We start from the raw sequence: 20,167 nt of genomic DNA, 5'->3' as shown, positions 1-20,167 counted from the left end.
CCGGCACCACCGACAGCCCGCCGGCTTCCCCCGTCGGCGGGCTGTCGGCCGCTTGTCGGCGGCCTGTCGGTAGCCGCTGTTCTGATAGTGGACATGACGCGAATCGACAAGAACCCCAGGAGCGGCGGAAACGCCGTCGAGGTACGGGGACTGGTCAAGCACTACGGCTCGACCAAGGCTCTGGACGGCGTGGACCTCGATGTACGCGAGGGCACCGTCCTCGGCGTGCTCGGCCCCAACGGCGCCGGCAAGACCACGCTCGTACGCTGCCTGTCCACCCTGATCCTGCCCGACGCCGGACACGCTGTCGTGGCCGGCTACGACGTGGTGAAGCAGCCCCGCGCGCTCCGCCGCACCATCGGCCTGACCGGGCAGTACGCCTCGGTCGACGAGAAGCTCTCCGGCTGGGAGAACCTCTACATGATCGGGCGGCTGCTCGACCTGCCGCGCAGGAAGGCCCGGTCGCGCGCCGACGAGCTGCTGGAGCGCTTCTCGCTCACCGACGCGGCGAAGAAGGCCGCCATGGACTACTCCGGCGGCATGCGGCGCCGGCTGGACCTGGCCGCTTCCATGATCGGCAGCCCGGCCGTGCTGTACCTGGACGAGCCGACGACCGGGCTCGACCCCCGCACCCGCAACGAGGTCTGGGACGAGGTGCAGAGGATGGTCGCGGAGGGGGCGACCGTGCTGCTCACCACCCAGTACATGGAGGAGGCAGAGCAGCTCGCCAGCGAGCTGACCGTCATCGACCGGGGGAAGATCATCGCCCGCGGCGGTGTCGACGAGCTGAAGGCCAAGGTCGGCGGCCGCACCCTGCAGATCCGCCCCTCGGACCCGGCCGAACTGGCCGCGATGGCGCAGGCCCTGCGCGAGACCGGTCTCGACGGCGTCGCGGGCGCGCAGGCCGTCCCCGACGAGGGACTGCTGTACGTACCGATCCTCAGCGACGAGCAGCTGACCGCCGTCATCGGCCTGCTCGGCACCCGGGGCTTCTCGCTGGCGCACGTCGCCACCGCGCTGCCCAGCCTGGACGAGGTGTTCCTCGCCATCACCGGCGGCAAGGCCACCGTCACCGAGACGATTCCCCAGGAGGTCGCGGCATGAGCACGACGACTCTGACGCCCACCCCCACCGGCACGACGTCCGCCGCCCCGGCGACCCCGGTCCACGACGAGGGCGGGATAGGACTGCGGAACAACCTGCGGCACATCGGTGCGCTGGTGCGGCGCAATCTGCTCCAGATCAAGAAGGATCCGGAGTCGATGTTCGACGCGCTCCTGATGCCGGTGATCTTCGTGCTGCTGTTCGTGTACGTCTTCGGCGGTTCCGTCGGCGGCAGCATGGGCGGCGGCCGGCAGGAGTACCTGAACTACCTGATCCCCGGCCTGATGGCGATGATGGGCATGAACATCGCCATGGCCGTCGGCAGCGGTGTCAACGACGACTTCCGCAAGGGGGTCATGGACCGGTTCCGCACCATGCCGATCGCCCGCTCGTCCGTACTCATCGCCAAGATCGTGGTCGAGCTCGGCCGGATGATGGTCGCCACGCTGATCCTGCTGGGCATGGGCTTCGCGCTCGGCATGCAGCTGCACGGTTCGGTGCTCGGGCTGATCGGCGCGATCGGCCTGGCGGCCGCGTTCGGCGCCGCCATCATGTGGATCTTCATCCTGCTCGGACTGAGCCTGAAGACGACACAGGCCGTCCAGGGAATGGGGATGCTCGTCATGATGCCGCTCCAGTTCGGCTCCTCCATCTTCGCCCCGCCGCAGACGATGCCCGGCTGGCTCCAGGCGTTCACCGACTACAACCCGCTCTCCAACCTGGCCGACTCGGCCCGCGGCCTGATGATGGGCGGCCCGCTCGGCCACTCGGTCTGGCTGACGCTCGGCTGGACCGTCGCCATCACCGCGGTGATGGCCCCGATCGCGGTGTCCAAGTTCCGCAAGAAGTCCTGACCCCGGCGGGCCGGGTTCAGTTCCGGTACGCCTCGACGAGAGCGGCGGCCTCCTTCACGGAGAGGCCGCCGCTCCCGGCGTACGCGGCCTCGAAGGCGGTGTCCCCGAGCACGGCCCGCACCAGCTCCTCGGCCGCCTCGTGGTTCTCCCGCTCCATCGCCGTCGGCACGTGCCCGCTCGGCAGCAGGTCCCGGCAGGCGGCCAGCAGCCGGACCGCCAGGGCCGCGCCGCGCTTCCCGCCGAGGCCGCCCAGCGCCCGCGCGGCGGTGACCAGGTGGGTCGCTGCCATGTGCGGCGCCACCATCTGCGTCAGCGGGTCGTCGGACCGTTCCAGTGCCTCCCGGCTCCGGTCCAGGGCGTCCGCGTACCGCCCCTCGATGGTGTCCAGCCAGGCCACGGCGCCCACCACGAAACCGTGGAAGACCGCCTCGGTCTCCGCCGTGAACTCCTCGCACAGCGCGGCGAGGTGCGCGCGGGCCTCGCCGGTACGGCCGGAGCGCCCCAGCCACATGGCCAGGAAGAGCCGGGCGAAGGACTTCGCCCCGTGCCCCACGTGCCACGTCTCTTCGAGCACCTCCCGCAGGATGACCTCGCCCTCCGGGCCACGGCCCAGCTCGGTCAGGGCGGAGGCGTACCGGGTGCGGAGCACCGACACCTGGGCCCGTGCGCCGATCTTCTCCGCATAGCCGATCGCGGCCACGTAGTCCTCGGCCGCCCGGCCGTAGTCGCCCCGCTTCTCGTTGGCCTCGCCCCGCGAGGAGAGCGCCTCCGCGACACCCCAGTCGTCCCCGAGCCGGACGAAGATCTCCAGGCTCTCGTCGGCGTCCGCACGGGCCTCGCCCGCCCAGTCGAGCCGGTTGGCCAGCACGTTGGCGCGCATCTGGAGCGCCGAGGCCAGCTCCCACTCGTAGCCGAGGCCCCGCGCGGCCCGGACCGTCTCCTCCAGCAGGTCACGCACCGCGCTCATGTCCCTGGTGACCAGCACCGCGAAGAACCAGAGCGAGGCCGGGAAGCGGCAGGTCTGCGGCTGGCCCGACCGGTAGGTGTGCGCGATGGTGCGCAGCCGCGCCATGCTGTCGACGCTCGTCCACTCGTCCATGCCGTTGTCCGAGCTGGCCATCCGGACGAGCGACACCTGGCGCCGCGCCTCCTGGAGCAGCTCGGGGCTCATCGGCGGGGGCGCGTCGATACAGCGTTCGTGCAGGGAGGGCGCGGGGCTGCCGGGCGGGGCGAACGGATCGGGGCCGAGGTCCGCGGCGGCGTCGGCCCAGTGCAGGGCGTCGGTGCTCAGATCGCGTATGTGCCAGTACCAGGAGAGCGAGAGCACCATGCAGAGCGCCTCCTGCTCGTCCCGTGCGGCGACGGCGTGCCGCAGGGCGGAGCGCAGGTTCTCGTACTCGCATCCGAACTGTTCGATCGCGGCGAGCTGCCCGGCGCCCCGGAGCCCGGGATCGGTGGTACGGGCCAGCTCCCGGAAGAACACCAGGTGCCGGCGCTCCACGGGGTCCCGCTCCGCCGCCTCGTCGAGCCGTTCCGCGGCGTACTCGCCGACGGTCTCCAGGAGGCGGTAGCGCATCCGGCCGTCCGCGGCGGGTGCGGCGACCACGAGCGACTTGTCGACGAGTGAGCCGAGCACCGCGGCGACATCGTGCGCGTCGTCCGGGCGGTCGGCGCAGACGGCCTCGGCGGCGGCCAGGGTCCAGCCGCCGGAGAAGACCGACAGCCGGCGCAGGGCGGTGCGTTCGTGGCCGTCCAGGAGGTCCCAGGACCAGTCGACGACGGCCCGCAGGGTCTGCTGGCGCGGCAGTACGGTGCGGCTGCCGCCGGTGAGCAGCCGGAAGCGGTCGTCCAGCCGGTCGGCGATCTGGCGCGGGGTGAGCATCCGGAGCCGGGCGGCGGCCAGCTCGATGGCGAGCGGCAGCCCGTCCAGGCGGTGGCAGATCTCGGCGCAGGCGGCCGCCGTCCGCTCGTCCGCGTCGACCCGGAATCCGGACAGTGCGGCGGCGCCCCTGTCCGCGAACAGGCGCAGCGCCATCGGGTCGGGCAGCGGATCGACGGGCCGGACGAACTCGCCCGGCACACCGAGGGGTTCACGGCTGGTCGCGAGCACGGTGAGCCCGGGGCAGCGGGCCAGCAGGTGGTCGGTGAGGGCGGCCGCGGCCTCGATGACGTGCTCGCAGTTGTCCAGGAGCAGCAGCACGCGGCGCCCGGAGAGGTGTTCGGTGAGCCGGGCGAGCGGTTCGGCTCCGCTGCTCCGTTCCACGGCCCTGAGCTCTTCCGCGCCCGCACCGCGCAGCACGGTCTCGCGGCCGCCGAGCGCGGTGAGGACGGCCTCCGGGACCGCCTCCGGCTCTTCGACCGGGGCCAGCTCGGCCAGCCAGACCCCGTCCGGCCAGGTGGCGGGATCGACGGATTCGGCGGCCTCCTGGGAGAGCCGGGTCTTGCCCGCGCCGCCGGGGCCGAGCAGGGTGACAAGACGGGCTTCCGCGAGGTCGCCGCGCAGGGTCTCGATATCGCCCTCCCGGCCGACGAAGCTGGTGAGCCTGGCCCGGAGGTTGCCGGGCGGGGCCGCAGCGACGACGGCGGGGACCGGGGCGGGACGGCCGGGGGCGGTGGCCGCACGCCCCGGGGCCGTGCGGGGCCCGGAGGCCGCGGCGGGCGCCGCCGCGGCCTCGGGTATGACCGGCGGCACCGGTTCCTGGCGGAGCAACTCTGCGTGCAGGGACCTCAGTTCGGCGCCGGGATCGGCGCCCAGCCGGTCGGCCAGCACGGTGCGCACCTCCTCGTACGCGGCCAGCGCCTGGGCGGTGCGTCCGGCGTCGCGCAGGGCGCGCAGCCGCAGCGCCTGGAGCGGTTCGTCGAGGGGGTGCTCGCCGCAGAGCGCCGCCAGCTCCGGCAGCACCTGCCCGGCCCGGCCGAGGGCCAGCGAGGCGGTGAGCCGGGTGCGGCGGGCGTCGAGCCGGCGGGCGTTCCAGCGGGACGCCTCGGCGTGCCGGTCGGGCAGGTCGGCGAGGGCCTGTCCGCGCCACAGGCCCAGCGCGTCGTCGAGGACGCCGACGGCCTCGGCCGGATCGCCCTCCTCCAGGGCCCGCGCCCCCTCCCCCGCGAGGCGCTCGAAGCGGTACAGGTCGACGGCGTCCGGCTCCGCGGCCAGCCGGTAGCCGTTCTCCGCCGAGGCGACCGCCGCGTGCCCGAGCGCCCGCCGGAGCCGGCCCACGAGCGCCTGGAGGGCGCCCGGCGCGTCGGCGGGCGGGTCCCCGTCCCACACCTCGTCGACGAGCACGGCGGCGGGCACCGTCCGGCCGGCCCGCAGCGCGAGGACGGTGAGCAGGGCGCGCAGCCGCGCCCCGCCGACGGCGACGGCCGTGCCGTCGTCGCGGAGTGCCTGGGTGGTACCGAGGATGCTGTAGCGCACGTGCCCATTCTCCGTGACCGGGGCCGGAAGCGGGACCGCGGCCCGGCCGGATGCGGGCGGGCCGTCCGCCGTGCTGCCTGTCATGCCCCCACCCTTTACGGAACCACCGGCAGGATGCCAGGCGTTCTGGCCGTGTCGCCTGTACGGTCGGGGCTCGCCGCCCGCCCGCTCCCGATCCTCCCCGCAGCCACCAGGAGCCGCCGATGACCACCGCAACAAAGCGCAGCGACCGGCGGATCAGCCCGGTCTTCCTCGGGATCGCCGCCGTCGCGGCGGTGTCCGGCTGGGCGGTGTGGACGGACTTCGCGGATCAGCCGGGGTTCGCCACGTTCCTCTTCGTCACGGCCGCCTGGGTGGTGTCGCTCTGCCTCCACGAGTACGCCCACGCCAGGACCGCGCTGCACAGCGGCGACATCTCGATCGGCGCGAAGGGATATCTCACGCTCAATCCCCTCCGCTACACCCATGCCCTGCTGAGCATCGTGCTGCCGGTGCTGTTCGTGATCATGGGCGGGATCGGTCTGCCGGGCGGTGCGGTCTTCATCGAGCGCGGCCGGATCCGCGGCCGCTGGCGGCACAGTCTGATCTCGGCGGCGGGCCCGCTGACCAACGTGCTGTTCGCGATCGTGTGCACGGCGCCGTTCTGGCTGGACGCGCTGAGCGGCGTACCGGACGCCTTCCGGTACGCGCTGGGCTTTCTGGCGCTGCTCCAGGTGACGGCGGCGATCCTGAACTCCGTACCGGTGCCGGGTCTGGACGGTTACGGGGTGATCGAGCCCTGGCTCTCCCCCTCGGTGCGGCGCCAGGTGGAGCCGTTCGCCCCGTTCGGGCTGATCGCCGTCTTCGCCCTGCTGTGGGTCCCCGGGGTGAACGCGGCGTTCTTCGACGCGGTCGACGCGCTGCTGCGGTCACTCGGCGTCAGCGACTTCGACACGTACTGCGGCCTCGACGCCTACCGGTTCTGGCAGACGCGGAACGAGATCTGCTCGCTGAACGGCTGAGGACGGCCCCTACGCGTTCCGCGTCGCGCGCCGGCGGCGCAGGTAGTACCAGGCCATGTTGGACGAGAGGCCGACCAGGAGCACCCAGAGGACCCCGAGGAGCCAGCTGCCCTGCACGAAGGAGATCACGGCCGCGACGACGGCGAGTACGCAGACGGCTACGGCGTAGAGAGCGAGGCGGGGCATGGGGTGGGCTCCTGTCGGGGGGTGGTGCGCGGTCCCCTCCAGTGTCCCCCATGCCCCGGTCCGCCCTGAGCGGGGTGCGGCCCCGGCGGTGCGGCTCACACGTCGGTGGTGCGCAGCCCCGCGTGTGCCTTGTAGCGGCGGTTGACCGAGATCAGGTTGGCGACCAGCGACTCGACCTGGTGGGCGTTGCGCAGCCGTCCCGCGAAGATGCCGCGCATTCCGGGGATCCGGCCGGCCAGTGCCTGGACGAGGTCGGTGTCGGCGCGGGCCTCGCCCAGCACCAGCACATCGGTGTCGATCTCCTCGACCGCCTCGTCCTGGAGCAGCACGGCGGAGAGGTGGTGGAAGGCGGCGGTGACCCGGGACTCCGGCAGCAGGGCGGCGGCCTGTTCGGCGGCGCTGCCCTCCTCCGGCTTCAGGGCGTAGGCGCCCTTCTTGTCGAAGCCGAGCGGGTTGACGCAGTCGATGACGAGCTTCCCGGCGAGTTCCTCGCGCAGCGACTCCAGGGTCTTGGCGTGCCCGTCCCACGGCACGGCGACGATCACCACGTCGCTGTCGCGGGCGCATCCGGCGTTGTCCGCGCCCCGGACGCCGTGGCCGATCTCCTCCGCGGCCGTCTGCGCGCGGTCGGCCGCGCGGGAGCCGATGACGACCTGCTGTCCGGCGCGGGCGAACCGGTAGGCCAGTCCGCGCCCCTGCGGACCGGTGCCGCCGAGCACGCCGATGGTCAGGCCGGACACGTCGGGAAGGTCCCAGGGGTCCTTGGCCGGGGGCTTGGGCGCGCTGCCGCTGTCATTCGTAGTCATGGCCCCGACAGTACTTCCAGGCCCTGGGGGCCGCCCTGTCGCCGGACCGCGATCCGGATCACGCACCCGGCCCCGTTCGGGTGGTCCGCGGCCGTTCCCCCCGCACGGGCCCCGGGATGTGCTGCAGGATGCCGGGCCATGGATGCCGTACGTGTGGCGCTGCTGCGTGAGGTGCTCGCCGGGACGGAGTGGCCGGCCGCCACCCGGCGGTTCGCCGGGACCCTGCGCTCGTCCGTCGTCCCGCACGGCGGCGGGCTCCTGCTGGTGGGGAGCGAGGAGTACGAGCCGTGGCATCTGGCCGCGCACCTGGTCGACGAGTCCGCCTGGTCGGGGCTGCCCGAGCTGGCGCCCACGCTGGTACGGCACCGGGTGGCGCCCGGGGATCCGGCCCACCTGGCGGTGGGCCTGGGCAGGATCGAGGCGGCCGGGCGGGGCGAGACGCTGCTCCTGGTGGCGCCCAGGCCGCCGGGCGAGGGCCTGCTGGAGCGGGTGCACGACGCGCGGCGGGCAGGGGCGACGGTGCTCTCGCTGGACAACGGCGATCCGGAGGTCCGGGGCCTGGCCCACGAGGCGCTGTCCGTGGCGGGCGGCGACGAGGTGGACCTGGACACGGTCCAGCACCTGGTGAGCGCGGCGGCCGGGGAGAACGGCGCGCCCGTGCGGCGTGGCCGGCGGCGCTTCCGCGACCGGCTGTCCCGGCTGGCCGACCAGCTGACGGCTCCCCCGCCGCCGCGCTGGTGAGGGGGCGGGGGGCGGCCCCCCGCCGGTTTCGGAAACGCGTTTGCCCCGACCACGTACCTCGACGGACGATGTGTCCTCGTGACCTCTCGCTCCTCCCTCGCCGCCAGGCTCTCCGCGCTCTTTCCCGATCTCTCGCCCTGGCGGTCCTCCGCCGACTTCCGGCTGCTGTCGGTGCAGGGGCTCGTCACCTTCTTCGGCAGTTCCATGGCGCTGATCGCGCTGCCGCTCCAGATCAAGCACCTCACTGGCTCGCCCCTCGCGGTCGGCGCGATGGGCGCGGTCGAGCTGGTGCCGCTGGTCGTGTTCGGCCTCTACGGCGGCGCGCTCGCCGACGCCGTGGACCGCCGCAAGGTCATCCTGGGCACCGAGGCGGGGCTCGGACTCCTCGCGCTCGTCCTGCTCGTCAACGCCGCCCTGCCGGACCCGCTGCTCTGGCCGCTCTACGTCGTCGCCGGCGGGGTGTCCGCGCTCTCCGGGCTCCAGCGGCCCGCGCTGGACTCGCTGATGGCCCGGATCGTGCCGCACGACCAGCTGGCCGCGGCCGCCGCCCTGAACTCGCTGCGCTGGCAGTTCGGGGCGATCCTGGGCCCGTCGCTGGCCGGTGTGGTGGTGGCGTACGCCGGTCACGCCACGGCCTACACGGTCACGGTCCTCACGTTCACCGTCTCGGTGTTCCTGTGCCGCCGGCTGGCGCCCGCACCGCCGGTGGAGAAGGGGCAGAAGCCGTCGCTGCGCGGCATCGCGGAAGGGGCGCGGTACGCCTGGAGCCGGCCGGTGCTGCTGGGGACGTACGCGATCGACATGGCCGCGATGTTCTTCGCGTTCCCGAACGCGGTCTTCCCGTTCCTCAGCGACGAGCTGGACGCCGAGTGGTCGCTCGGGCTGATGTACGCGGCGGGTTCGGTGGGCTCGCTGGTGCTGGGGCTGACCAGCGGCTGGACCAGGGGGGTGCGCAGACACGGGCTGTTCGTGGTGTCCGGCGCCGCCGTCTGGGGGCTGGCCATCGCGGGGGCGGGCTGGTTCGGCAACGTGTGGCTGGTGCTGGTCTGCCTGGCGGTGGCGGGTGCGGGCGACATGCTCAGCGGCCTGGGCCGCTCCACCATCTGGAACCAGACCATCCCGGAGGAGCTCCGGGGCCGGCTCGCGGGCATCGAGGTGCTCTCGTACAGCGTCGGCCCGCAGCTGGGCCAGGTCCGGGCCGGCGGGATGGCCGGCTGGACGGGGACCCGTACGGCCGTCTGGAACGGCGGGGTGGCCTGCGTCGCCTCGGTGGCACTGCTGGCGGCGGCTCTGCCGAAGCTCCTCACCTACGACTCGGAGACCGACGCGGACGCGCTGCGCAGGCGCGCACAGCGCGAGGGGGGCCTGGAGGCGGCGCCCGCGGGCTGAGCCCGGGGCGCGGGCCTCTCGGCCGCCCCCGCCCTCAGCCGCCCGCGTTCTCGTCCGGCCCCTGGCGGTCGTGCCACCTGGGGTCGGTCTCCCACTCCAGGTTGCGCTCCCGCGCGGTGTCCATCGCGTGCTGGGCCTCCTGGCGGGAGGCGTACGGGCCGAAGCGGTCCTTGGCCGGGCACTCGGGGCCCTCCTCGACCTTCTTGTGCTCCAGGCAGTAGTACCACTCGCCCGGCTTGCCGACCGTGCGCTTCTTGAACAGGGCCATTACCGGCTCCTTTCCTCTGTGCCATGGTGCCCCGGACTCGCTGGTTAGACTCGCTGGCATGTCTGGCCAGTCGCTGCTCGTACCAGGGGAGATCACTCCCGTCCGTTCCGTGCCCGGAAACATCCGGCGCCCCGAGTATGTCGGCAAGCCCGCCCCGACGCCGTACACCGGCCCGGAGGTGCAGGACGCCGAGACCGTGGAGCGCATGCGCGTCGCGGGGCGGATCGCCGCTCAGGCGATGGGTGAGGCCGCGAAGCTGATCTCCCCGGGCGTCACGACGGACGAACTCGACCGGGTCGCCCACGAGTTCATGTGCGACCACGGCGCCTATCCGTCCACGCTCGGCTACCGGGGCTTCCCCAAGTCGCTCTGCACCTCGCTCAACGAGGTGATCTGCCACGGAATCCCGGACTCGACGGTGCTGCGCGACGGCGACATCGTGAACCTCGACGTGACGGCGTACCTCAACGGGGTGCACGGCGACAACAACGCCACCTACCTCTGCGGGGACGTGGACGAGGAGTCGCGGCTGCTCGTGGAGCGCACGGAGGAGTCGCTGAAGCGGGCGATCAAGGCGGTCCGGCCGGGCCGCCAGGTGAACGTGATCGGGCGGGTCATCGAGTCGTACGCGAAGCGCTTCGGGTACGGGGTGGTGCGGGACTTCACCGGGCACGGGATCAACTCCTCGTTCCACTCCGGCCTGATCATCCCGCACTACGACAGCGAGCACGCCACCACGGTGATGAAGCCCGGCATGACGTTCACCATCGAACCGATGCTGACGCTCGGGACCCACACCTACGACATGTGGGACGACGGCTGGACCGTGGTGACCAAGGACCGCAGGCGCACCGCGCAGTTCGAGCACACCCTGGTGGTGACGGAGACGGGCGCCGAGATCCTCACGCTCCCGTAGCCCGTCCGCTCTCCGGACTCCGACTTCCGACGGCCGCCCCTTCCGGGCGGCCGTTCCGGCCTCTCCAGCCGTTTTTACCGACAGGGCGTCGGGAAACAGTTGACTTAGGTAAGCCTAAGTAGGAAGATCGGGACATCGGCCGACGTCGCGGCACCCGTCGCGGCGGGCCGATATTTCCGTCTCTTTCTGGACTTCCCGTCCCCTTGGTCCCCGGAGGCCCGCCTTGGACGCAACCGTCACCGCCACCCCCTTCTCGACGCTGATCCGCACCGCGTCGCACGAGCAGCACGTCGAGGCGGAGACCTCGACCTTCATGAGCGACCTGCTCGGCGGGCGCCTCGGCGTGGACGCGTACACGCGCTACACGGAGCAGCTGTGGTTCGTGTACCGCGCCCTGGAGGACGGCGCCGGGGCGCTGCGCGAGGACGCGGTCGCCGGTCCGTTCATCCAGCCCGAGCTGATGCGCACCGCGGAGCTGGAGCGCGATCTGGCCCATCTGCGGGGTGCGGACTGGCGGGAGGGCCTGGAGCCGCTGCCGGCCACGGCCGCGTACGCGGAGCGGGTGGCCGAGTGCGCCCGCAGCTGGCCGGCGGGTTACATCGCGCACCACTACACCCGCTACCTGGGCGACCTGTCGGGCGGCCAGATCATCCGCGACAAGGCGGAGCGCACCTGGGGCTTCGAGCGCAAGGGCGACGGAGTGCGGTTCTACGTCTTCGAGGGGATCGCCAACCCGGCCTCGTTCAAGCGGGGCTACCGCGAGCTGCTGGACGCGGTGGACGCGGACGACCTGGAGAAGCAGCGGATCGTGGACGAGTGCAAGCGGGCGTTCGCGCTGAACACCGCGGTGTTCCGGGAGCTGGGCGAGGCGTTCCCGCTCAGTGCGTAGGCCTCGGCGGCGAAGCGGTGGGGTGCCCTGTCCGGGTGCCCCACCGCTTCGTTCTGTCCCCGATCGCCGGACGGGCTTGATTTCCCGCCCGCCGGCGGACGGTCTGGCCCTCCGCCGGACGGCCTGGTTTTCCGGCGGACGGGCCCGGTCTCAGCCCTGCACCGCCAGTAGTACTCGGCCGCCGATCTCCACCGTGCCGTCCGGTGCGGGGGCCGTGAGGATCTGGGAGCCGCGGCCCTGCCTGATGTTCAGCGCCCGGTTCAGCCGGTCGCTGAGCAGCAGCGCGGCCGCCCCCGTCGCCTCGTCCTCGATGATGCCGTCGCCCCGCCGGGGGAACGCCCGCGCCCTGATCCGGCCGGCCGCCTCGTCCTCCCACGCCCATACGTAGAGCCAGCCCTCGCCGGACGGCGGGCCGGTCAGCGCCTCGACCTCGGCCGCCGAGCCGTACTGCTCCAGCGTGCGTGGCGGGGCCCACTCGGGGCGGGCGGTGATCCAGCTGAACTCACCGTCCTGACGGGCGAAGACCTCCCCCACTTCGAGCTCCAGGATCTCCAGGTCGAGCAGCCAGGCCGCGCCGACCAGCGGGTGTCCGGCGAACGGCAGCCGCAGCCCCGGGGTGTAGATGTCCAGGTGCCCGCGTTCCGGATCGTCCACGAACACGGTCTCGCTGAAGCCGAGGCGGCGGGCCAGCTCCTGGCGCGAGGCCCGGTCCGGATGGTCCCGCCCGTCGCGTACGACGCCGAGCGCGTTGCCGTGCCGGCCGTCGGGGCCGCAGAACACGCGCAGTACGTCGATGCCGGCGGGTACGTCGTAGTCGCTCACGTGCGCATTCAAGCACCGCCCGGATGCCGGCCCCCGAGAGGGACCGCACCCGGGCGGTGGTGTCACGCGGCGCTGCTAAGGCCTGTCGTCACACTGCCGTCTGCCGCGCTTCGGGCGGCGCCGGCGGTTTGACGTCGCACCCTAGGCGGTGTGGCGCCGACGGGCCACGACGACCGCTCCGGCGCCGGCCGCGACGATCAGGCCGGAGGCGGCGAACAGTGCGCCGGCCGGGACGTCGGAGCCGGTGGAGGCCAGGGCGCCGGAGCCGCCGACCGTACCGCCGCCGCCCACGGAACCGCCGGTGGACGAACCGCCGGTGGACGAACCACCGGTGCTGGCGGTACCGCCCGCGGACGCACCGCCCGTGGACGAGCCGCCGGTGGAGGGGAGTTCGGCGTTCTTGTCCAGGGCGACCGCGACGGTCAGCGCGTCGAGCCGCTCACCCGCCTGGTACATGCCGCCGAAGGCCTTGGTGCCGTCGGCGGTGAGGGTGGCCGGAACGGCGGAGAGGGTCACCACGCCGTCCTTGGCGGTGAGTCCGCCGGCGGGCAGCTTCAGGTCCGCGACGGCGAGACCGGTGTAGGTGGCGACCTTCTTCGTCGCGCGGTCCTTGGTGGACACGTCGGCGATGAGCTTGCCCTTGGTCCCGTCGGCCTGGATCTCCAGGTTGCTCAGGGAGAGGTCGAGCGTGTACGCGCCGTTCTCCTGGTGGCCCAGGAAGCGGACCCTGCCGTCGAACTCCGCGTTCAGGGTCTGCGCGGCGGCGTCGAAGTGCCCGCTGGCGTCGGGGAAGCGGTAGCCGTCGCCGGAGGCGGTCGCGCCGCCCGTCGTCTCGACCTTGCCGTGGGCGATGGGGCCGGTGACGTAGGTACGGAAGGAGGCCTTCACGCCCCAGTCCAGGGTGCCGGCGACGATGGTGCCCGGGTCCGCGGCCGGCTTGTCGGTGGCCGTGGTGCTCGGGGAGGGCTTCGGCGTCGGCCGGGCGGGCTGGGTGGTGGGCCTGTCCGTGGGCTTCACGGTCGGCTTCTCTGTGGGCTTCTCGGTGGGCTTGCCCGTCGGTTCGGTGGGCTTCTCGGTGGGCTTCTCGGTCGGCTCCTCGGTCGGGGGCGTGACCGCCTTCACCGTGAGCGTGGCCGGGTCGAGGACCTCCCCGGCCTGGTACTGGCCGTTGAAGGCCTCGGAGCCCGCCTTCGTCAGCTTCGCGGGGATGTCCTTGAAGACCATCGCCCCGCCCGCGCCCTGACCGGGCTTCACGGCCGACAGATCGAGGTCCGCGACCGCCACATCGTTCCGGGTGCCCTGCGGGGTCGCCACGTCGGCGGTGATCGCACCGCCCTTGCCGGCGGTGGACAGCTTGACGTCCGAGAGCGTGATGTCGAGGACGCCGCCGTGGGCGGAGAAGTTGACGCCGCCCTCGAAGGCGGTGTCGGTGCCGTGGGTGGTCATGTCGTACGTGCCCTTGCCGTTGACAAAGGTGAACACACCGTTGCCGGCGGCCTGGGTGGCACCGTCCTTGACCGTGATCTTGCCCGCGGCACCGATGTACTTGCGGAAGGACTCCTTGAAGCCCCAGTCCAGCGTGCCGTCCTTCAGCTCCATCGCCGGGGCGGCCGCGGTGGCGCCGTCCTGACCGGACTGGCCGGCCGCGAACGCCGGGAGTGCGAAGGCGGTGCCGAGAGCGGCCGCGGTGGCGACGGCTGCGGCGAGGGCTATGGGGCGGCGGGTGGCTGCCATGGTCGGTGGTCTCCTCAGGGATGAACAGGAACAACGGGGGGGGGTGGGGTGGGGACGGGGGTGGAGCGGGGTGGAGCGATGTGAGGGGAAGGGGGACGGGGAGGTCCGGGGGTCAGGAAAGGGGGACGGGGAGGTCCGGGGTCAGGAAGGAGTGCCTGGCGTCGAGCGGTTTCGGCGCACCAGGAACAGCACGCCGCCCGCGGCCGCGGCGAGCACGGCGGCCCCGCCGAGGGTCAGGTAGAGCCCGGTCGAGGAGCTCTTGTCCGCCGCCGATGCCACGGACGCCGTGGCGGCGGTGGTCTTCGGCCCGGGGGTGTCCGACGGCTGTGCGGCGGGGGCCGGGTCGCTGCCCAGGTCGGGGAGGGCGGGCAGCTTCGCCTTCGCGTCGAGGGCCACGGCGAGCGAGACCGGGTCCATCGCGGTGCCCGCCTTGTAGAGGGAGCCGAACGCCTTGGCGCCGTCGGCGGTCAGGTTCGCGGGGGCTTCGGTGAGGACCGCGAGGCCGTCCTTCGGCGCGAAGTCCTCGGCGGTGAAGGTGATGAGCGGCACGGCCTTTCGGGTGTCGCCCTTCGTCCGGACGTCGGCGCCGAGGGTGCCCCGGCCCGCCTTCAGCTTCACCGAGAACCGGGACAGCGTCAGGTCGAGGCCGTCCGCCCCGGTGAAGCGGACACTGCCCGCGAAGGCGGCTGCCAGGGTCTGCCTCTTCGCGTCGTACGTGCCCTGCCCCTTCGGGAAGCGGAAGAGCGCGCCGCCGTCCTGGGCGCCCCCGGACAGGGCCCACTTGCCTCGGCCGATCGAGCCGGTGACGTACTCCCGGAACGTGCGGCGCACGCCCCAGTCCACGGCGCCGTCCTCGATCCGGCCCGCCGCCTCCTTCGGCTTCGCGCTGTCGGCGGGCTTGCCGGGGGACTTGGACGCCGCGGGCTTCCCGGCCGGGGCCGAGGTGTCCACGGAGAGGCTGACCGGGTCCAGGGGCGTACCGGCCGTGTAGTAGCCGGCGAAGGACGTGGCGCCCTGTGAAGTGAGGGTCGCCGGGACGTTGTTGAGGGCGATGGGGGTGGAACCGCCCCGCATGTCGATCCCGGACAGGCCGAGCGTGGCCAGGGGCACCTGGGCCGCGGAGGTGACCCGGCCGGTCCCCCGGTCCTTGCTCACCATGTCGGCGTACAGGGTGCCGCTGCCGCCCTGGACGCGGACGGTCGGGCGGCTGATCGTGAGGTCCAGCTCGTTGGAACCGTCGGCCTTCCGGTGGCCGGTGAAGTGGACGCCGCCCGAGAAGCCGGAGGTGAAGGCGCCGCTCGCCGGGTCGTAGGAGCCGGTCGCGGAGTGGAAGCGGAACTGGCTTCCGCCGACCGTGGCCGCGCCGCCCGTCAGGCTCCAACTGCCGTGGGCGATGGGGCCCGTGACGTAACTCTGGAAGGAGGACTTGATCCCCCAGTCCAGCCGGCCGCCCTGCACCGTCCGGCTCGCCGCTTGCGCGGCGGTGGCCGGGAGCAGGGCTCCCAGCAGTACCGCGAGAAGCGCGACGGCGAGCGCGCGGGCAGGTCTGAACGGCGGCATGAACCCCTCCGAGGTCTAGAAGATGAGGTAAGGCTAACCTAAGATATGTACATCGTGTGTCGGTACCCCCTTCCGTCACATTTCTCGCAATCCACTCCCAACTGCACGCCGCAGAACGACAGGACGGTGCCCCAGTGCGCTTCTCGCAGGACTTCGCCCCGCCGGGCCGCGACACCGGGCGACCGGGGCGCGGGCGCACCGGCCTCCGTACGGCCGCGATATCCCTGGCGGCCGCGCTGCTGCTGGCCGGCTGCGGGGGCACGGGGACCCCGGCGGCGAAGACGGCGGGCGTCAGGAAGGCCTCGGCCGCCGACGCGGACCGGATCGAGCCGCTGGCCACCGTGCCCGCGCCCCGCCTGCCCGTCACCGTGAGATCGGCGGACGGCAAGCGGACCACGATCACTTCGGCCGACCGGATCGTGCCGCTGACCGGCAGCCTGAGCGAGATCGTCTTCACTCTCGGCCTGGGCAAGCAGGTGGTGGCCCGCGACATCACCGCCACCTTCGAGCAGGCCGGGAAGCTCCCGGTGGTGACCCGCGCCCATGACGTGTCGGCCGAGAGCGTGCTCTCCCTGCGGCCCACCGTCGTCCTCGCGGACACCACGACCGGCCCGGCCGAGGCCATCGGCCAGATCCGGGACGCCGGGATTCCGCTCGTCGTCGTCGAACCGGCCACCGGGCTCGCGGATGTCGGCCGCCGCATCGAGACGGTGGCGGCCGCCCTGGGGGTACCGGAGTCCGGCCATGAGCTGAAGCAGCGCACCGAGGACCGGATCGACGCCGTCCGGAAGTCCGTGCCCGCTCCGGCCGAGGGGGCGAAGAAGCCCCGGGTCGCCTTCCTCTATCTGCGCGGCTCCGCCTCCGTCTATCTGCTGGGGGGCCGTGAGTCCGGCGCGAGTTCGCTGCTCGAAGCGGCGGGCGCGGTCGACGCGGGCAAGGCGTCCGGGCTGAAGAAGGACTTCACCGCCATCACCAGCGAGGCCCTGGCCAAGGCGGCGCCCGACGCGATCCTGGTGATGACGAAGGGGCTCGACTCGGTCGGCGGCGTCGACGGTCTGGTGAAGATCCCGGGCGTCGCGGAGACCCCGGCCGGCCTGGACCGCCGGATCCTCTCCATCGACGACGGGGTGCTGCTGAACTACGGGCCGCGCACCGACCGGGTGCTGAGCGAGCTGGTCGCCCAGCTCCACCCGAAGGACGGGGCGGCCAAGTGACCACCTCCTGCCAGGAGCGCACCGGGCGGACCGGCCCCGAAGCGGCTCCCGCGCCGCCGCCGGGGGCCCGGCGCTCCACCGCAGTCACCCTGACCGCCGGGCTGCTCGCCGCCCTCGTCCTGTGCGCTCTGCTCTCCGCCGGACTCGGCGCGTACAGCATTCCGCTCGGTGATGTCCTCGCCTCCCTCCAGCACCGGATCGGACTCGGCGGACACGCCCTGGACCGGGTCGGGGAGAGCGTCCTGTGGAACGTCCGGCTGCCGAGGGTCGTCCTCGCGCTGCTGGTCGGCGCCTCCCTCGGCTGCGCGGGCGCCCTGATGCAGGGGGTGTTCGGCAATCCGCTCGCGGAGCCGGGCGTCATCGGGATCTCGGCGGGCGCGGCGGTCGGCGCGGTCGCCTCGATCGCGCTGGGACTGAGCTTCTTCGGCAACTGGACCATCACCGTCTGCGCGTTCGCCGCCGGTCTGCTGACCGTGCTGCTCGTCTACGCGCTGTCGCGCTCCGGCGGCCGGACGGAGGTCGTGACGCTGATCCTCACCGGCATCGCCGTCAACGCCTTCGCGGGTGCGCTGATCGGACTGTTCATCTTCTTCGCGGACAACGCGCAGATCAGCCAGATCACCTTCTGGCAGCTCGGTTCGCTGGCCCAGGCCACCTGGCCGAAGGTGCTGGCCGTGCTGCCGTGCGCGGTGCTCGGACTCGTCGTGGCACCGTTCTACGCCCGCAAGCTGGACCTGCTGGCGCTCGGCGAACGGCCCGCCAGGCACCTGGGCGTCGATGTGGAACGGCTCCGCGTCGTGCTGGTGCTCGTCGTGGCGCTGCTGACCGCCGCCGCGGTGGCGGTCGCCGGGATCATCTCGTTCGTGGGGCTGCTGGTGCCGCATCTGCTGCGGATGGCGAACGGCCCCGGACACCGCTTCCTCGTCCCCGGCAGTGCGCTCGGCGGTGCGCTGGTGCTGGTCGCGGGCGATCTCGCGGCCCGTACCGTCGCGGACCCGGCCGAGCTGCCGCTCGGTGTACTGACCGCGCTGATCGGCAGCCCGTTCTTCTTCTGGCTGCTGCGCAGGACCCGTCGCAAGCAAGGTGGTTGGGCATGAGGACGCTGCGGAACCTCTTCGCGGTGCGCGAGCGCCTGCTCCCGGCGCCGGTCGCCCCCGGCGCCCCGGTCGCGGAGGTGAGCGGGCTGCGGGTCCGGCTGGGCGGGCGGCAGGTGCTCGACTCGATCGAGCTGACGGTGCACGCGGGCGAGGTGCTGGCCCTCGTCGGACCGAACGGAGCCGGGAAGTCGACCCTGCTGGCCGCGCTCGCCGCCGACCTGCCCGCCACGAGCGGCACCGTACGGATCGACGGGCGGCCGGTCGACGACTGGTCCGCGCCCGAACTCGCCCTGCGCCGGGCGGTGCTGCCGCAGTCCGCCGCGCTCTCCTTCCCCTTTCCGGTGGAGGACGTCGTCCGGATGGGGCGCGCGCCCTGGGCCGGTACGGAGCGCGAGGACGAGGACGATCCGGCGGTCCGCGCGGCGATGGCGGCCACCGAGGTCACCGAGTTCGCCGCCCGCCCGTTCTCCGCGCTGTCCGGCGGCGAGCGGGCCCGGGTCGCGCTGGCCCGGGTGCTGGCGCAGCGCGCCCCGCTGCTGCTGCTCGACGAGCCGACCGCCGCGCTGGACCTGCGCCACCAGGAACTGGTGCTGAGGATCTGCCGGGAGCGGGCCGCCGCCGGTGACGCGGTCGTCGTCGTCCTGCACGACCTGGGACTGGCCGCCGCCTACGCCGACCGGGCCGCCGTGCTGCACGGCGGGCGGATCGCGGTGGCCGGGCCGCCCGCGGAGGTGTTCACGGGCGCGCTGCTCGGCGAGGTCTACCGGCAGCCGGTCGAGGTGTTCCCGCATCCGCGGACCGGGGTGCCGCTCGTGGTGCCCGACCGGACCGCTTGACCATCGCTTTACCCCTGCCGGGCTCGCCCATGGGTCGGTCGTGATCGCCCCGTTCCCGCGTGTGCGGGGTGAGAGCTGAATCACTGCGTGCGTGGGTACCGGTCAGGTAAGGGCCGGTTAAGTTAGGTCGGCCTCACCTGCCCTTGTCCGGTCCTTCCGTTTTCTTCCTTCATCCTCATGTGGAGCCCGTATGCGAGCCGTTCGTCTCTCCGTTGTCACCGCCGCCGCCACCGTGGCCGCTCTGACCGCTGTCACGGGCTGCGCCGAGAAGAGCGACGGCAAGGGTGACGGTGCCGTCCAGGTCGTCGCGAAGGACGACTCCTGCGAGGTGTCGAAGAAGAAGCTGCCGGCCGGTCACGTCGAGCTGGCCGTGCAGAACAAGGGCTCCAAGGTCACCGAGGTCTACGTCCTGTTCCCGGACGATCGCATCGTCGCGGAGCGCGAGAACATCGGCCCCGGCACCAAGGCCACCATCACGGCGGAGATCAAGGCCGGTTCGTACGAGATCGCCTGCAAGCCCGGCATGAAGGGCCACGGCATCCGGCAGAAGCTGGAGATCAGCGGCGGCAGCGCGGCCAAGCGCAGCCCCGAGATGGACAAGGCCGTCGCCGCCTACCGCACCTACGTCCAGGACCAGGCCGACGCGACGCTGCCGAAGGCCAAGCTCTTCACGGACGCGGTCGCCGCCGGGGACATCGAGGCCGCCAAGAAGGTCTACGCCGAATCCCGGCTCGGCTGGGAGCGGACCGAGCCCGTCGCGGAGTCCTTCGGTGACATCGACCCGAAGGTCGACGTGCGCGCGGACGGACTGGAGGACGGCCAGAAGTGGACCGGCTGGCACCGCCTGGAGAAGGCGCTGTGGCAGGACAAGAAGCTGGGCACGGAGGAGAAGGCGCTCGCGCCGACCCTCCAGAAGGACCTGCTCGACTGGCAGAAGCGGGTCGGCACGGCGGAGATCACCCCGACCTCGATGGCCAACGGTGCCAAGGAACTCCTCGACGAGGTCGCGACCGGCAAGGTCACCGGCGAGGAGGAGCGCTACAGCCACACCGACCTGATCGACTTCAAGGCCAACGTCGAGGGCGCGGAGAAGTCCTACGAGCTGCTGAAGCCGATCGCCTCGAAGAACGACGCGGCCCTGTCGGCCACCCTGGACAAGCGGTTCGCGGAGCTGAACAAGCTGCTGGACACCTACCGCGAGGACAAGACCTCGTACGCGTTCACCTCGTACGAGAAGGTCGGCAAGGCGGACCGCAAGGACCTGTCGGACGCGGTCAACGCCCTGGCGGAGCCGCTCTCCAGGCTCGCCGCCGCGGTGACGAAGTAACGGGCCGC

The 20,167-nt window shown here is 72.7% G+C and carries 18 protein-coding genes; 11 read left to right on the top strand and 7 right to left on the bottom strand.

Annotated elements, in window-relative coordinates; all coding sequences use genetic code 11:
• Positions 1 to 93 precede the first annotated feature (93 nt).
• Positions 94 to 1,104, top strand: coding sequence for an ATP-binding cassette domain-containing protein (locus ACIP89_RS04060; RefSeq protein ID WP_402112888.1), 1,011 nt, complete (start codon positions 94 to 96; stop codon positions 1,102 to 1,104).
• Positions 1,101 to 1,958, top strand: a complete 858-nt coding sequence (locus tag ACIP89_RS04055) for an ABC transporter permease (protein WP_024489906.1) — start codon at positions 1,101 to 1,103, stop codon at positions 1,956 to 1,958. The genes ACIP89_RS04060 and ACIP89_RS04055 overlap by 4 nt, the downstream gene beginning before the upstream one ends.
• Before the next feature lie 16 nt (positions 1,959 to 1,974).
• Here the strand turns inward: ACIP89_RS04055 and ACIP89_RS04050 are convergent, their stop codons facing one another.
• Entirely contained in the window at positions 1,975 to 5,373 is a 3,399-nt protein-coding gene (locus ACIP89_RS04050) for an AfsR/SARP family transcriptional regulator (RefSeq protein ID WP_402113488.1), read from the bottom strand.
• Positions 5,374 to 5,576: 203 nt separating this feature from the next.
• Between ACIP89_RS04050 and ACIP89_RS04045 the strand changes: the two genes are divergently transcribed.
• Positions 5,577 to 6,374 carry a site-2 protease family protein gene (locus ACIP89_RS04045; RefSeq protein WP_401922465.1) on the top strand — a complete coding sequence of 266 codons (798 nt, stop codon included), beginning with the start codon at positions 5,577 to 5,579 and terminating at the stop codon, positions 6,372 to 6,374.
• Between the two features lie 9 nt (positions 6,375 to 6,383).
• Here ACIP89_RS04045 and ACIP89_RS04040 read toward each other — a convergent pair whose 3' ends face one another.
• Together ACIP89_RS04040 and npdG are read right to left on the bottom strand one after the other, a co-directional pair.
• Complete coding sequence (locus tag ACIP89_RS04040; RefSeq protein ID WP_401922462.1) at positions 6,384 to 6,560, bottom strand: hypothetical protein; 177 nt, start codon at positions 6,558 to 6,560, stop codon at positions 6,384 to 6,386.
• Between the two features lie 95 nt (positions 6,561 to 6,655).
• Complete coding sequence (npdG, locus tag ACIP89_RS04035; RefSeq protein WP_389219740.1) at positions 6,656 to 7,366, bottom strand: NADPH-dependent F420 reductase; 711 nt, start codon at positions 7,364 to 7,366, stop codon at positions 6,656 to 6,658.
• Between the two features lie 138 nt (positions 7,367 to 7,504).
• Here npdG and ACIP89_RS04030 point away from each other — a divergent pair, with 138 nt between their 5' ends.
• The gene (locus ACIP89_RS04030; RefSeq protein ID WP_401922459.1) at positions 7,505 to 8,107 is read left to right on the top strand and encodes a hypothetical protein; all 603 of its coding nucleotides are present in this window, start codon (positions 7,505 to 7,507) and stop codon (positions 8,105 to 8,107) included.
• 78 nt (positions 8,108 to 8,185) lie between these two features.
• On the top strand, positions 8,186 to 9,496 hold the full coding sequence (locus ACIP89_RS04025) for an MFS transporter (protein ID WP_402112885.1): 1,311 nt from the start codon (positions 8,186 to 8,188) through the stop codon (positions 9,494 to 9,496).
• 34 nt (positions 9,497 to 9,530) lie between these two features.
• Here ACIP89_RS04025 and ACIP89_RS04020 read toward each other — a convergent pair whose 3' ends face one another.
• A complete protein-coding gene (locus ACIP89_RS04020; protein WP_024494784.1) occupies positions 9,531 to 9,764 on the bottom strand; it encodes a hypothetical protein in 234 nt (77 codons plus the stop codon).
• 58 nt (positions 9,765 to 9,822) lie between these two features.
• Between ACIP89_RS04020 and map the strand changes: the two genes are divergently transcribed.
• Positions 9,823 to 10,680: a type I methionyl aminopeptidase gene (map, locus tag ACIP89_RS04015; RefSeq protein WP_402112883.1), complete on the top strand. Its 858-nt coding sequence runs from the start codon at positions 9,823 to 9,825 to the stop codon at positions 10,678 to 10,680.
• Positions 10,681 to 10,903: 223 nt separating this feature from the next.
• A complete protein-coding gene (locus ACIP89_RS04010) occupies positions 10,904 to 11,569 on the top strand; it encodes a heme oxygenase (biliverdin-producing) (RefSeq protein ID WP_402112880.1) in 666 nt (221 codons plus the stop codon).
• A gap of 150 nt (positions 11,570 to 11,719) precedes the next feature.
• Here the strand turns inward: ACIP89_RS04010 and ACIP89_RS04005 are convergent, their stop codons facing one another.
• The 3 genes from ACIP89_RS04005 to ACIP89_RS03995 form a co-directional block, all read right to left on the bottom strand.
• On the bottom strand, positions 11,720 to 12,391 hold the full coding sequence (locus ACIP89_RS04005; RefSeq protein WP_402112878.1) for a PhzF family phenazine biosynthesis protein: 672 nt from the start codon (positions 12,389 to 12,391) through the stop codon (positions 11,720 to 11,722).
• Positions 12,392 to 12,532: 141 nt separating this feature from the next.
• Entirely contained in the window at positions 12,533 to 14,125 is a 1,593-nt protein-coding gene (locus ACIP89_RS04000) for an HtaA domain-containing protein (RefSeq protein ID WP_402112875.1), read from the bottom strand.
• A 141-nt stretch (positions 14,126 to 14,266) separates the two neighbouring features.
• Positions 14,267 to 15,685 (bottom strand): HtaA domain-containing protein, encoded by a 1,419-nt coding sequence (locus ACIP89_RS03995; protein ID WP_402112874.1) that lies wholly within the window; start codon positions 15,683 to 15,685, stop codon positions 14,267 to 14,269.
• A 134-nt stretch (positions 15,686 to 15,819) separates the two neighbouring features.
• Here ACIP89_RS03995 and ACIP89_RS03990 point away from each other — a divergent pair, with 134 nt between their 5' ends.
• The 4 genes from ACIP89_RS03990 to efeO all read left to right on the top strand — a co-directional run bounded on the left by ACIP89_RS03990 (position 15,820) and on the right by efeO (position 20,159).
• Positions 15,820 to 16,899 (top strand): hemin ABC transporter substrate-binding protein, encoded by a 1,080-nt coding sequence (locus tag ACIP89_RS03990; protein ID WP_401922444.1) that lies wholly within the window; start codon positions 15,820 to 15,822, stop codon positions 16,897 to 16,899.
• Positions 16,896 to 17,996: a FecCD family ABC transporter permease gene (locus ACIP89_RS03985; protein ID WP_402112871.1), complete on the top strand. Its 1,101-nt coding sequence runs from the start codon at positions 16,896 to 16,898 to the stop codon at positions 17,994 to 17,996. The genes ACIP89_RS03990 and ACIP89_RS03985 overlap by 4 nt, the downstream gene beginning before the upstream one ends.
• Positions 17,993 to 18,832, top strand: a complete 840-nt coding sequence (locus tag ACIP89_RS03980; RefSeq protein ID WP_401922439.1) for a heme ABC transporter ATP-binding protein — start codon at positions 17,993 to 17,995, stop codon at positions 18,830 to 18,832. Before ACIP89_RS03985 ends, ACIP89_RS03980 begins: the two co-directional genes overlap by 4 nt.
• Before the next feature lie 190 nt (positions 18,833 to 19,022).
• Positions 19,023 to 20,159, top strand: coding sequence for an iron uptake system protein EfeO (gene efeO, locus ACIP89_RS03975; RefSeq protein ID WP_401921113.1), 1,137 nt, complete (start codon positions 19,023 to 19,025; stop codon positions 20,157 to 20,159).
• Positions 20,160 to 20,167: the final 8 nt, after the last annotated feature.

Source organism: Streptomyces sp. NPDC088730 (assembly GCF_044751215.1).
Classification (GTDB): domain Bacteria; phylum Actinomycetota; class Actinomycetes; order Streptomycetales; family Streptomycetaceae; genus Streptomyces.
Note: the sequence above shows the minus strand (reverse complement) of the source record. Positions and strands in the feature narration are given on the sequence as shown.